At 63.9% G+C, this 13,505-nt stretch carries 11 protein-coding genes; 7 read left to right on the top strand and 4 right to left on the bottom strand.

Going from position 1 to position 13,505, the window contains the following annotated elements:
* Positions 1-95: 95 nt before the first annotated feature.
* Complete coding sequence (cobS, locus tag E1B25_RS02225; protein WP_132827040.1) at positions 96-1,082, bottom strand: cobaltochelatase subunit CobS; 987 nt, start codon at positions 1,080-1,082, stop codon at positions 96-98.
* A 306-nt stretch (positions 1,083-1,388) separates the two neighbouring features.
* On the opposite strand from cobS, the gene msrB reads away from it, so the two are divergent.
* Positions 1,389-1,859 carry a peptide-methionine (R)-S-oxide reductase MsrB gene (gene msrB / locus E1B25_RS02220; protein ID WP_132827039.1) on the top strand — a complete coding sequence of 157 codons (471 nt, stop codon included), beginning with the start codon at positions 1,389-1,391 and terminating at the stop codon, positions 1,857-1,859.
* A gap of 27 nt (positions 1,860-1,886) precedes the next feature.
* Here the strand turns inward: msrB and E1B25_RS02215 are convergent, their stop codons facing one another.
* Positions 1,887-2,513 (bottom strand): DnaJ domain-containing protein, encoded by a 627-nt coding sequence (locus tag E1B25_RS02215; protein WP_132827038.1) that lies wholly within the window; start codon positions 2,511-2,513, stop codon positions 1,887-1,889.
* A 125-nt stretch (positions 2,514-2,638) separates the two neighbouring features.
* Between E1B25_RS02215 and E1B25_RS02210 the strand changes: the two genes are divergently transcribed.
* Complete coding sequence (locus tag E1B25_RS02210) at positions 2,639-2,896, top strand: BolA family protein (protein WP_132827037.1); 258 nt, start codon at positions 2,639-2,641, stop codon at positions 2,894-2,896.
* 54 nt (positions 2,897-2,950) lie between these two features.
* Here E1B25_RS02210 and E1B25_RS22480 read toward each other — a convergent pair whose 3' ends face one another.
* Complete coding sequence (locus tag E1B25_RS22480; RefSeq protein ID WP_245510584.1) at positions 2,951-3,640, bottom strand: DUF4177 domain-containing protein; 690 nt, start codon at positions 3,638-3,640, stop codon at positions 2,951-2,953.
* Positions 3,641-3,852: 212 nt separating this feature from the next.
* Positions 3,853-5,607 (bottom strand): serine protease, encoded by a 1,755-nt coding sequence (locus E1B25_RS02200; RefSeq protein ID WP_132827036.1) that lies wholly within the window; start codon positions 5,605-5,607, stop codon positions 3,853-3,855.
* A 168-nt stretch (positions 5,608-5,775) separates the two neighbouring features.
* Between E1B25_RS02200 and E1B25_RS02195 the strand changes: the two genes are divergently transcribed.
* The 5 genes from E1B25_RS02195 (at position 5,776) to E1B25_RS02175 (ending at position 13,387) form a co-directional block, all read left to right on the top strand.
* A complete protein-coding gene (locus E1B25_RS02195; protein WP_132827035.1) occupies positions 5,776-6,708 on the top strand; it encodes a glycine--tRNA ligase subunit alpha in 933 nt (310 codons plus the stop codon).
* Between the two features lie 118 nt (positions 6,709-6,826).
* Complete coding sequence (locus E1B25_RS02190; RefSeq protein ID WP_132827034.1) at positions 6,827-7,372, top strand: DUF6446 family protein; 546 nt, start codon at positions 6,827-6,829, stop codon at positions 7,370-7,372.
* Between the two features lie 76 nt (positions 7,373-7,448).
* Complete coding sequence (gene glyS / locus E1B25_RS02185) at positions 7,449-9,668, top strand: glycine--tRNA ligase subunit beta (protein WP_132827033.1); 2,220 nt, start codon at positions 7,449-7,451, stop codon at positions 9,666-9,668.
* Positions 9,669-10,003: 335 nt separating this feature from the next.
* Positions 10,004-12,553: a putative PEP-binding protein gene (locus E1B25_RS02180; RefSeq protein WP_132827032.1), complete on the top strand. Its 2,550-nt coding sequence runs from the start codon at positions 10,004-10,006 to the stop codon at positions 12,551-12,553.
* Between the two features lie 186 nt (positions 12,554-12,739).
* Positions 12,740-13,387, top strand: coding sequence for a cell wall hydrolase (locus E1B25_RS02175; RefSeq protein WP_132827031.1), 648 nt, complete (start codon positions 12,740-12,742; stop codon positions 13,385-13,387).
* Positions 13,388-13,505 lie beyond the last annotated feature (118 nt).

Here is a 13,505-nt window from a genome sequence, read left to right as displayed (position 1 = left end):
TGCGCCACTCCTTGGACGAAGCAAGGGCGCGGACCGTTGCCGATCCACGCCCTGTTGTCGTTCGAATGGGGCAGGGCCCGAAAGCCCCGGTTGCCCTAGACCAGTGCGGCGCTTGCCGCGCTTTCCGGCAGTTCTTCGTCGAAACAGCGCTGATAGAACTCGGCCACTGTCTGGCGCTCCAACTCGTCGCATTTGTTCAGGAACGTCAGCCGGAACGCATAGCCCACATCGTGGAAAATCTCGGTGTTCCAAGCCCAGTTGATCACCGTCCGCGGGCTCATCACCGTGGAGAGATCGCCGTTCATGAAGGCGGTGCGGGTCAGATCGGCCACCGTGACCATCTGACCAACGGTCTTGCGACCCTTTTCCGAGTTGAAATGCGGCGCCTTGCCCAGCACGATCATGGTTTCCGCGTCATGGCTGAGATAGTTCAACGTTGCCACCAGCGACCAGCGGTCCATCTGGGCTTGGTTGATCTGCTGGACCCCGTGATACAGGCCCGTGGTGTCACCCAGACCCACCGTGTTGGCGGTCGCGAACAGGCGGAAATAGGGGTTCGGCGTGATGATTTCGTTCTGATCCAACAGGGTCAGCTTGCCGTCATGCTCCAGCACACGCTGGATCACGAACATCACATCGGCGCGGCCGGCGTCGTATTCGTCGAACACGATCGCAACCGGGTTGCGCAGCGCCCAAGGCAGGATGCCCTCGTGAAACTCGGTCACTTGCTTGCCGTCGCGCAGTTTGATCGCGTCCTTGCCGATCAGGTCGATCCGGCTGATATGGCTGTCGAGGTTGACCCGAACCGCAGGCCAGTTCAGCCGCGCCGCCACTTGTTCGATATGGGTCGATTTACCCGTGCCGTGATAGCCTTGGATCATCACCCGGCGATTATGGGAAAAGCCCGCCAAAATTGCCAGCGTGGTGTCTGGATCGAATTTATAGGTGGTGTCGATCTCAGGCACGCGATCCGTTGCCTCGGCAAAGCCCTTTACCGTCATGTTCGTGTCAATGCCGAACACATCGCGCACCGAAATGGTTTCGGTGGGCTTTGCGTTTTGGTTCGTCGCGCCGTCAGCCATCTGCCAGTCCTTGATCCCTGCTCGTGTTCCGCCCTCTGGTGCAACATATCGTCGCCAGAGGCAAGGGGAAGGCGCGCGGCGCAGAAACCCCGCGTCACGGCGCCGCGTGCGCGGATCTGTGCCACAGACGCGCAACAGCCGCACAACAGACGCCGGATCGCCCGCCATTGGGGGCTGCGATCTTGGCGCTCTGTCGCAGTTGCGTATCCCGCTATGGCCGCAGATCGTGGGGACCGGACCGCCGCGTTCTGCTATGATGCTGCTATGATGCGGGCAGGTTTCCCGCCCTGACCGAAAGAGGATGTCATGCACCGTCGAACGTTTCTGACCGCCGCCGCTGGAATCTTCTCCATGCTGGCCGCCCGAACCGCCGCTGCCGAAGAGAGCTTCGAGATCACCCGGACCGAGGCCGAATGGCGTGCCATGCTCACGGATCTGCAATATGCTGTAATGCGGCAAGAGGCGACCGAGCGCGCCTATTCCTCGCCGCTCGACAAGCAATACGGTGCAGGAATTTATCACTGCCGGGGCTGCGACCTGCCGCTGTATTCCTCGGATCACAAGTTTGACAGCGGCACCGGCTGGCCCAGTTTTTTCGAAAGCCTGCCGGACGCAATTGGCACCAGAACCGACCGCAAGCTGCTGTTTATGGCGCGCACCGAATGCCATTGTCGCCGCTGCGGCAGCCACCTGGGCCATGTCTTTGACGACGGCCCGGCGCCCACAGGCAAACGCCACTGTATCAACGGCGTGAGCCTTGTGTTCAGACCGGCCTGACGCGGGCGTACCGCCGGTTCGCAGGCCTTAATTCTTGAAGTTGCGGCTTTCCTTGAGTTGATCCCACGCCCAGACCACCTCTTGCAACTGCTCTTCCTGGCTGCGGTCGCCGCCGTTCATATCCGGGTGCAGCACCTTGATCAGCTTCTTGTAGGCGCGGCGCACCTCGGTCTTGGTCCAGTTGTCCTTGGCCTCGAGAATTTCGACCGCGCGCCGTTCGGTCGGTGGCAGGCGACGGTTGATCGTGCCGCCCTTGCCGGGGTTGCGGGTGGCATTCGCACCTAGCACCTGATGCGCATCCTCGATCCCCAGTCGCGCCCAGGCGCGGGTTTCCGGATCGCCCATCGGCCGTGTGGCGCGTTCCCACACCTTGTCCTTGGTGGCCTGCGCGTTGATCTCGGCCTCGGTGGTGCCTTCGAAAAAGTTCCACTTCTGGTTATATTCGCGCACATGCTGCTGGCAGAACCAAAGATAGTCATCCAGCACGTCCGGCGCCTTGGGCGCGCGGAACTTGCCCGGCTCCTGACAGCCGTCATGGTCGCAGGTCCGGGTCGAGGTCTCCGACGCGCCAGATACACTTCGCCTCCCGCGTGGGTTGCGTTTCTTGGAATTTGATACTGACATATCGAAGCCAAAAGGATCCGGTTTTGACATGCGCTGCTCCTTTTCGAGGGGGCGTTCTGGACTCGGACGCCAGAGTTTAATCTAAGTGGCGGCAGATAGAAGAGGGATCGGCAAATTTTTTGCCGTATGAGCGGAAAATGGGCGTAAGTACAGAAATGGGCGTAAAAACAGAAATTGAAACCCGGCTGCGGGCGGCCTTTGAGCCATACGCGCTGGAGGTGATCGACGAAAGCGAAAGTCATCGTGGCCATGCGGGATATCGCGACGGTGGTGAAAGCCACTTTCGCGTAGTGATCCGCGCCGCTGGTTTTGCCGGGAAAAGCCGACTCGCGCGGCATCGCGCGGTGCATGCGGCATTGGGGGCCGAGTTGATCGGCCGCATCCACGCGCTAGCGCTTGAGATCGACGACTAGTCTAGGGATCGTCTAACCTAGGGGATCGTCGTTGAGTGTCGCGGCGCGGCGCGCTCAGGCGCGTCCGCTGCCCGCATCCGTATCATCGCTGTTTTCGGTCTTGTCGTCCGTGGCGCTACCGGGTTTGTCGGCACTCGCGTCGAAGGCTGCGCGGGCTTTTCGGGCCCGCGCTTTCAGGGCGGCCCCAAGACCGGCGCCTTCTGCGGTGTCCTCCACCCCGTTGTCCTCCACCCCGTTATCCTCGGTCTCGTCCATATCCGTCTCGGCGTGCAGCGGTGGCTCGCCCGGAGTCACCGGCCAGATCGCTGGTGCGCCGGGCTCTGGCGGTGCCAGTGCCGTGCGGTCCAGTGCGGTGGGGTCCGGTGTCGGGAAGGCGGGGTCTGCTGCGGCGGCAATCCCTGCAGCGGCAAGTGTTTTGAGATCTGGCGTGATGGGATCTGGGGCCACTGGATCGGGGGCTGTGAGATCGGGTGCCTCCATCAGCCGGGGTTGAAACGCCTCGCTCGCGCCGTCCTTCAGGCGGCGGAACACCAGCACGTTGCGCCAGTTCACGGTCGATCCGGTCAGCCCGCTGCGCTCGTCGCTGGGCAGCAATTCGGCGCGCAGATATTCCCACCCGTCGGCGCCCATGTCGTTGAGCGTGGTCTCGATCGCCAGCGAAAATCGCGCCTCAGGCGTTCTCACGCCCTTGGCCTTGCGTCCTTTTGCCGGGGCCGGGATGACCTTGTATTCGTAGCGGGGCATGGATTTCCCTATCGATGGTTGCGGCCAATCTAGCAGCTTGCCGCGCAGGGGAAAGGGGGCTCTGCCGACCATTCCCCGCAGCGGCGGCTCTCCCGGGATATTTCGGTCAGAAAAGACGCAGGAGCCGGGTCGTGGAAAGGGGGGGCACATGAAAACGCCCGGGCAGGGATCAATCCCGCCCGGGCGTGTGCCTTAATCTCAGGGGCTGAGGTTTAGTCCCAGCAGCCCACCAGAACGGTCATGCCGAGCGCCAGCTTGCTCAGATCGTCCGGCGGCAGCGGCGTCGAGGCGGGCATCTCGGTGCCGATCTCCAGCCCGGCCGCGCTCAGCATCGCGCGGATGACGCCGGTATCGGCGGCAAAGCTGACATCCTCGGGCAGTCGCTGGCTGTCGTTCATCGGCGGCAACAGCAGACCGACCACACCGCCGGCAGTGTCGAACACCGGCCCGCCAGCGTCCCCCGGCAGCGGTGCCAGTGCCAGTCGCGTCAGCTCCGGCTCGCCGGCCAGCCCCTTGAGGTCGGCCACCGTGCCGAAGGTCAGCGTCGGTGCGCCCAGCAGCCCGCCATAAGAATAGCCCGAGACCGCCACCTCCGATTGCAACCGCGGCTCGCCGCTGCGCAACCGTGCCACCGTCATCGGTGCCAAGGCCTGTTCGGGACGCAGCAGCGCCAGCCCGTGGGCGGCGTCGAGCGCGGCGACCTGCGCGGGATAGTCGTGGTCCAGCGTGATCCGGCTGCAGCCCTCGACCGCCTCTGACGTGGTCAGAACCAGCCCCGAGGCGTCAATGTAAAAGCCCGAGCGCGACCGCTTGGGTTTGCGTACAGTCAAGCCGGAAATCAGGTCAACGTTCTGCGGCGCATCGGCCCCGGCACCGGGATCAAGCACGCCTTCGGTCGGCTCGAAACTGGCCTGCATCTGCGCCAGCACACGGCTGCGGCGATCCTCGTCACCCGCCGGCCAGATCAGGGTAAAGCCCTTGATGCGTCCTGCGGTCAGCTTGGCCTCGGAATAAGAGACAACCCCCTTGCCGCGCCCTTCGAGGGTAAAGCTGTTGCCATCGCGCGACCGCGGCCCCTCAAGCGGGACGATCTCCAGCGTCTGCATGATGTCGTACAGGCCATAGAGTGTGGCCTGATCGCCGGGTTGGCTGATCAGCAGCACCCGCACGCCGAGATCGTCGGCGGCGTCATAATGGGCAAAGGGCGATTCATAATGCGAGAATTTCACCACCCCCATCGGCAATTGCATCGTGATCCCGGCCCGGCGGTCGGTATGGGCGCGCATGCCGACGCTGATCAGCGGCGCATTGTATTCGTCCATCAGCGACTGGCGCTGGCGGGTGGTCAACACGCCCGTGGGCTCGTGTCCGCGCGCCGCCTGCCAGTCCGACATTGCCGCCCGTGTGCCGCGCCCAAAGGAGCCGTCGATCGACGAGGCATAGAACCCGGCCGCCTTCAACGCCACCTGCAACGCGCGCCGTCCGTCGGCGTCAAGCGCCCGCTCGCCACGCCGTGCCTCGGCCAGAGTCTCATCCGGGATCGCGGCGGGCTGTGGGGGGAGCACGGAAGCCGCAGTAGATTCAGAGGCGGGGTCGGTCTGGGCCAACGGTGTCTGGGGAACCGGGGCGGTGAGCTGCGCATTATCGCCCACCGGCCAGAATTGTTGGCCGAACGCCCCGGAGTCCACCACATAGCTGTCCTGCGGGATCTGGCCCTGCAGGCGATAGACCCGCAGCACCCGTTCCGCGTCGGGGCGCGTATAGGGCCCCAGCGCGATGCCGTACCAACCGCCGCCCAAGGCAAAGCCGTTGACATCGGCGAGACGGCCAGCGAACTGGCTGGCGCGCTCTTGCGCGGTAAGCAGGCTTGGATGGGCCTCGACCTGAACCCAGGCGACCTCCTGCGCGAGGGCAGGGCGCAGCAGCCCAAAGACAAAAATCACGAACGCGGCAAACAGTCTGGGCATTATCGCTCTCTTGCTGGGTCAAATACGAATATCAAAAGCAGATAATCAGGAATTCAACCCGTTGACCATGGTCTAAAAGCCACCGAATTCCCCCTGTTGCGCGTTGACCCCTGTCTGTAGGCGGCATAGGAAAGGCGCGCCTTGCACGGTACAGGAAAGAGCGGCCCCATGACAGAAAAACCAACGCCCCCGCGCTCCTTTCAGGAGATCATCCTGCGCTTGCAGACCTATTGGGCGGCCAAAGGCTGCGCCGTGTTGCAGCCCTATGACATGGAGGTTGGCGCCGGCACCTTTCACCCCGCCACCACCCTGCGCGCGCTGGGGTCGAAATTCTGGGCGGCGGCCTATGTGCAGCCGTCGCGCCGCCCCACCGACGGGCGCTATGGCGAAAACCCCAACCGGTTGCAGCATTATTACCAGTTTCAGGTGCTGATCAAACCCAGCCCGCCGGATCTGCAGGCGCTGTATCTTGGCAGTCTCGAAGCCATCGGCATCGACATGGACCTGCACGACATCCGCTTTGTCGAAGACGACTGGGAAAGCCCGACGCTGGGCGCCTGGGGGCTGGGCTGGGAGGTCTGGTGCGATGGTATGGAAGTGTCGCAGTTCACCTATTTCCAGCAGGTCGGCGGCCATGACTGCAGGCCGGTCTCGGGCGAGCTGACCTATGGGCTGGAGCGTCTGGCGATGTATGTGCTGGGCATCGATCACGTGATGGACATGCCCTATAACGACCCGCAATCGCCGATCGCGCTGAAATATGGTGACGTGTTCCGCCAGACCGAGCAGGAATACAGCCGCTTCAACTTTGACGTCGCCGAGACCGATATGTTGCTGCGCCATTTTGAGGATGCCGAGGCCGAATGCGAGTCGATCCTGTCGCATCCGCAGATCGACCCCAAGACCGGCAAACGGATCATCATGGCGCATCCCGCCTATGATCAGTGCATCAAGGCCAGCCACCTGTTCAACCTGCTGGACGCGCGCGGCGTGATCTCTGTCACCGAACGGCAGGCCTATATCGGTCGGGTCCGAGCCCTGGCCAAGAAATGTGCCGATGCCTTTGTCCAGACCGAGGCCGGCGGGTACGTGGCGGCATGACCCGCGCTCAGGTCGGTCGCGACAGGGATCATGGACTGGCTGTGCCGCACCGCCTTTCCGCCTGCGTTCTGTCCGCCCGCCGTTTTCCGCAGGTGGCGCGCCGGGCTGGAGGGATATCATGAACGGTAAACTTGTCGCCTCCCTGATCCTGCTCATCGCCCTCGTGGCGGGCGGCGCGATCTATTATCTCCAGATGTATGGCTATTATGACCGTGTCATCCCGACGCCCGGCCAAGACGTGCAGCTTGTCGCCCGCAACAGTGATGTCTCGGAACCCATCGCCTATACCGATTTTCAGGCCATCGACGCGAACAGCTCTCCGATCCGCTATCGCGCCTGTTTCACCACAGATCTGAGCGCCGATACCCTCGCTGCCACCTATGTTGAGCGTCAGGGCGGCGAGCCGCGCGTCGCGCCCGGCTGGTTCGACTGTTTTGACGCCAAGGCGATCGGCGCGGGGATCGAGGCGGGAACCATCCGCGTGTTCCTGTCGCGCAAGAATATCGACTATGGCGTCGACCGCGTTGTCGGCATCAGCTCTGACGGCCACGGCTGGGCCTGGCATGAGCTGAACGATTGCGGTGACAAGAACTATGATGGAACCCCGGTGGGGGAAGAATGCCCATCGCGACCGCAGCCGGGGTCGACGGGGGCAGGGGGATGAGCCCGCTCTTGCCATTTGTGACCCGACGCTTGTATCCGCTGACCGACCGCCTCTCCCGAATACCCGAGGACATCCCATGCCTGACCTTCTGATCGAACTGTTTTCCGAGGAAATCCCGGCCCGTATGCAGGCGCGCGCCGCCGAGGATCTGAAAAAGCGGATGACCGATGGCCTGGTCGAGGCCGGGCTGACCTATGCCGGAGCCGCCGCCTTCTCGACGCCGCGCCGCCTGACGCTGACGCTTGAGGGGCTGCTGGCCGAGTCGCCCACCCTGCGCGAAGAGCGCAAAGGCCCCAAGGTCGGCGCGCCCGACAAGGCGATCGAAGGCTTCCTGCGGGGGGCCGGCCTGACCCGCGATCAGCTGGAAGAACGCGACACCCCCAAGGGCGCGGTCTATTTCGCCAGCATCGAAAAGCCCGGCCGCCCGGCTGCCGAGATCGTGGCCGAGGTGCTTGAGGCAACCATTCGCAATTTCCCCTGGCCCAAATCCATGCGCTGGGGCACCGGCACCCTGCGCTGGGTGCGCCCGCTGCATTCGATCCTGTGCATCCTGAGCGATGAAGCCGGGGCGCAGGTTGTGCCACTGGATATTGACGGCATCATCGCCGGTGACAGCACCGAGGGCCACCGCTTCATGGCACCGGGGCGGTTTTCGGTCACCTCGTTCGACGATTACGCCGCCCGGCTCAAACGCGCCCATGTGACCCTGTCATCGGTCGAGCGCGCCGATCACATCTGGGCCGACGCCACCAACCGCGCCTTTGCCGCCGGTCTGGAGGTGGTCGAGGACAAGGGGCTTTTGGCCGAGGTCGCCGGTCTGGTCGAATGCCCCGTGGTCTTGATGGGCGAGATTGGCGAGGATTTCCTCGACCTGCCGCCCGAGGTGCTGCAAACCTCGATGAAAGAGCATCAGAAATTCTTTTCGGTGCGCGATCCGAAATCCGGTCGCATCGTCAAATTCGTCACCGTCGCCAACCGCGAGACCGCCGATCACGGCGCCACCATCCTTGCGGGTAATCAAAAGGTGCTGGCGGCGCGGCTTTCGGATGCCAAGTTCTTCTGGGAAAACGATCTGCGGGTGGCGACATCCGATCTCGCCGTCTGGACCGGGTCGCTGGAAAACGTGACCTTCCACAACCAACTCGGTAGCCAGGGCGAGCGTATTCGCCGCATCGCCGCGCTGGCCCGCGATCTGGCCCCCGCCGTGGGCGCCGATCAAAGCGATGCCCAACAGGCGGCCGAGCTTGCCAAGGCGGATCTGTCGTCGGAAATGGTCTATGAATTCCCCGAACTTCAGGGCGTCATGGGCCGCTATTACATCGCCGCCGCCGGCCTGTCCGACCAGATCGCTGCCGTGGCAGAAGAGCATTACTCGCCGCTCGGCCCGTCGGACGATGTGCCCACCGCGCCGCTTTCGGTCGCCGTGGCGCTGGCCGACAAGCTCGACACGCTGACCGGCTTCTGGGCCATCGACGAGAAACCCACCGGCTCCAAAGACCCCTTTGCGCTGCGCCGCGCCGCGCTGGGTGTGATCCGGCTGGTGTTGACCAATGATCTGCGCCTGCCGCTTGACCGCTATATCGACAGCCAGTTGGTCCGGGTCCAAGGGCAAATAGATGATGCCCTTCCGAATGAAGATGTTTCTCAGCTACTTGGCGAAATAGCCAATCACGGCGTTTTTGGAGCTGCTTTTCTGACGGTTAAGGAAAAGGTCGGTGGCTTGCCAGCCACTGCCTTTTTGAAGCTGAAAGACCATGTCCCCGATCTTTCGACCGACTTGATGGCGTTCCTGCATGATCGGCTCAAGGTCTATCTGCGCGATCAGGGCATCCGCCACGACGTGATCGATGCCTGTATCGCCATGCCGGGGCATGACGACCTGAATCAATTGGTCAAACGTGCCACCGCCCTGGGCGCGGTGCTGCAGACCGAGGATGGCGAAAACCTGATCCAGGGCTTCAAGCGCGCCAACAACATCCTGACCCAGGCCGAGGAAAAGGACGGGGTCGAATATTCCTTCGGGGCCGATGCCAAATTCGCCGAATCCGACAGCGAACGCGCCCTGTTTGCAGCGCTCGACGCCGCCCAGACCCAAATTGCCCCCGCGCTCGACTCCGAGGATTTCCCCGAGGCAATGGCCGCGATGGCCGCTTTGCGCGGTCCGATCGACGCCTTCTTTGACGAGGTGCAGGTCAATTCCGACAATGAAACCCTGCGCCGCAATCGTCTGAACCTGTTGCACCAGATTTGCACCACCTGCGGAAAGGTGGCTGATCTGACCCGGATCGCGGGCTAAGCCGCAGGGGCGGGGGCCGGTTCCAACCTTACCCCGCCCGCGCCTTTCCCGCCGCCTTCCATCTCTCCCCACCGGCTTTTCCTTTCACCAAAAATATCCTCGCCGAAGGCCGCGCCCCATTCGGGGCGCGTTCTTGCCGCTGCTGCCGCCCGCACAGTGCGGCGTGCAGCCGCGCCCGACACCGGACAAGCACCCCGGATAAAAACGGGCAGGGGACAAAGCCGACGCGTCCACCCGCATGGCCCCATCATGCTGCGCCGACGCCGCTGCTGACCACTTTCCCTTGCGCGCGCCGCGCGCGGGCCTATGCTGCGGGCATAGCGATAGGTGCCGCAGTGCAGAATGATCCCCTCACCACCCTCGTCGCCCCCGATGCGCCGATTGACGCCGCCACCCATGGGGGGCGGGCCAAATGCCTGCAACGTCTGGTGCGGCTCAACCTGCCAGTGCCGCGCACCATTTCGCTCTCGTTCACGGCGGTCAAACGCATCGCGGCGGGGCAGATGCCGGATATCGACGCGGTGAATGAACAGTTCGACGTCGGCGCGCTGCTTTGCGTACGCCCCTCGTCCGAGGATCCCGATTGGGGCGGTCCCGGCGCGGTGCTGAATATCGGCATGAACGACGCGCAATACGCAAAACTGTCCGAAAGCCTTGGGCCCAAGGCCGCCGCCGTGCTCTATTCCCGCTTCGTGCAGGGCTATGCCACCCATGTTGCGCGGCTTGATCCCGACCTGTTTGGCTTTGATCAGGACGAGGGCCCCAAGGGCCTGCAACGCATGCTGCGCACCTATGAGGACGAGGCTGACGAGCCGTTCCCGCAGTCGCGCACCGACCAGCTCAGCGGCGTGTTGCGCTCCATGGCCCGCGCGTGGGAGGGGACATCGGCCCGCCTGTTGCGTCAGGCCAAGGGCGCGCCGGCCGATGCCGGGCTTGGCCTTGTGGTGCAAGAGATGATCCCGGGGCTGGGACAGCGGGAATGCGGCTCGGGCGTGTTGCAACTGATCGATCCGATCACCGGGTTGCAACAGATCACTGGCCGCTATCTGAGCCAAAGTCAGGGGCGCGACGCGCTGGGGGCCGGGGCTGCCGCGCTCTATCTGGAGAAAGACCCGCGCGGCGCCTCGCTGGAAGAACTTGCCCCGGAGGCGTTCGAGGCGCTTAAACGCGACGCTGCCTTGATGCGCTGCAAACTGCGCGAAGAGATGCAGGTGGAATTCGTCATTCAGGACGGCGCGGTGCATATCCTTGACGGGGTGCGGGTGCCGCGCAGCTCACGCGCGGCGGTGCGTATCGCGGTGCGCCTGGCCGAGGATGGTATCATTTCCCGGCAAGAGGCGGTGATGCGCATCGAGGCGAATTCGCTGAACGAACTGCTGCACCGTCAGGTTGCCCCGGACGCGGCCCGCGATGTGCTGGCCAATGGCATTGGCGCCAGCCCGGGCGCCGCCACCGGGCGCATCGTGTTCTCGGCCACCGCCGCGCAGGCCAGCGCCGCCCGGCGAGAATCCTGTATTCTGGTGCGCCGCGAAACCGCGCCGGAAGATGTGCGCGGCATGCATGCCTCGGTCGGGGTTCTGACCGAAAAGGGCGGCATGACCAGCCACGCCGCCGTGATCGGGCGCGGGCTGGGCCTGCCCTGTATCGTCGGCGCGTCCGAGCTTGGCTTCAACACCCGCGATAAGATCCTCAAAGCGCCCGACGGACGGGTGCTGCGTGAGGGCGATATCATCACCATTGACGGCAGCTCTGGTCAGGTGCTGGCCGGTGAACCGGCGATGTTGGAAGCAACGCTCGACGATGCGTTCCAGACGCTGATGGCTTGGGCCGATGCGGCGCGCGATATCGGAGTGCGCGCCAACGCCGACACCCCCGCCGATGCCCAGACCGCGCGCAATTTCGAGGCCGAGGGCATCGGGCTGTGCCGGACCGAACACATGTTTTTCGACTCCGGTCGCCTGACCGTAATGCGCGAGATGATCTTTGCCGATACCAGTGCCGGGCGCGCCGGTGTGCTGGCGCGACTGCTGCCGATGCAACGCGAGGATTTCATTCAGCTTTTCCGCATCATGGAAGGCCGCCCGGTCTGCATTCGCCTGTTCGACCCGCCGCTGCACGAATTTCTGCCTGCCAGCCGCTCTGGCCAGCGTGAATTGGCCGAGGCGCTGGATCTGCCGGTGTCCGACGTGACCCGCCGGATCGAGGCGATGGCGGAATACAACCCCATGCTTGGTCTGCGCGGCGTGCGCCTTGGGGTCACCGTGCCCGAGATCTATGAAATGCAGGCCCGCGCCATTTTCGAGGCGACGCTGGAGGCCAACCGCTCTGGTGCGCCGGTGGTGCCCGAGATCATGATCCCGCTGGTTTCGGCCAAGCGCGAGGTCGAGTTGATCAAGGCGCGGATCGACGCCGTCGCCGCCGCCGTGCGCTCCGAGCGTGGGCAGGAGTTCACCTTTCGGCTTGGCGTCATGGTCGAAACCCCGCGCGCCGCGCTGCGTGCCGCCGAGATCGCACCCTATGTCTCTTTCCTCAGCTTTGGCACCAACGACCTGACGCAGATGACCTATGGCCTGTCGCGCGATGATGCCGGGCGGTTCATGTCCGATTATGTACGCAAGGGCGTCTTCCCCGAAGACCCGTTCCATGTGCTCGACATCGAAGGGGTGGGGGAACTTTTGAAGCTCGGCGCCGAACGTGGTCGCGCTGCCAATCCGGCGTTGACGGTGTCGATCTGCGGCGAACACGGCGGCAACCCCGAATCAATCGCCTTTTGCCGCGAAGCCGGGTTCGATTACGTCTCCTGCTCGCCCTTCCGGGTGCCGGTGGCGCGTTTGGCCGCGGCGCAGCTTGCCATCGCCGCAAAAACCGGTGCAGATCCCGGTTAATCCCCTGTTAACATGTGCGGTTGCGCGCCCCACCCCGGGCGCCGCCGCCATGCCGTCAGGGTGGTGACGGGTTCGCAAAACGCCTGAATTCCGGGCGGAACTGGACTTTACAATCCATTTGGGCTAGGTCGCCCACTGCGCTTGCTGTGGGGAGGCTTGGCGCAATCAATGCGTTGTGGGGTTCCGATGAACAGACTTCTGACCGCTGCCGCCGTGATTTGCACGGTGTTCTCTCCTTTGGCCGTGCAGGCCGACACCGGCCTTCGGGGCCTTTTCCAGCGCGAGCAATCGACGCTCGACGCCGTTCCCGGAAGCCGGTTGAAATCGCTGCTCAACGTGTCGCGCCCGAAACGCGACAAGGGCAAGCAAGCGCCGCTTGCCTTCTCCCAGTCCTGGCTCGATGGCCAACCTCAGGCCGAAGGTGGTGAAAACTGGGAATGCCTGTCCGAGGCGCTTTATTTCGAGGCCCGCGGCGAAACCGTCAAGGGCCAGTTCGCGGTGGCCGAGGTGATCATGAACCGGGTGAAAAGCGCCCGTTTTCCCAACAGTCTTTGCGGCGTGATCCGTCAGGGCACCGGCAAACGGTATCAGTGCCAGTTCACCTATACCTGCGACGGCCATGCCGAGGTGATCTCTGAACCCAAGGCGTTTGAACGGGTTTCCAAGGTTGCGCGCGCGGTGATGGATGGGCGCGCCGAAGATCTGACCAAGGGGGCCACATATTACCATACAACGGCGGTGAACCCGCGTTGGGCCCGGGTCTTTGAAAAGACCACGCGGATCGGCGTCCATATCTTTTATCGCAATAACGTCCGCACTGCCTCGTCCGACTAGGGGGACGGGGGACGGGCTGACTGTAGCGCACGCCGTTTTCCGCGTCTGGTGCGGCGCCTACGGGCCTGTTACAAGGCGGCGCACAGCCTATACCCCGGGCTGATACCGCCCCGGACCA

It is taken from the genome of Antarcticimicrobium sediminis (genome assembly GCF_004348975.1).
Lineage (GTDB): Bacteria > Pseudomonadota > Alphaproteobacteria > Rhodobacterales > Rhodobacteraceae > Antarcticimicrobium > Antarcticimicrobium sediminis.
This window is presented reverse-complemented; position numbering and strand designations above follow the sequence as displayed.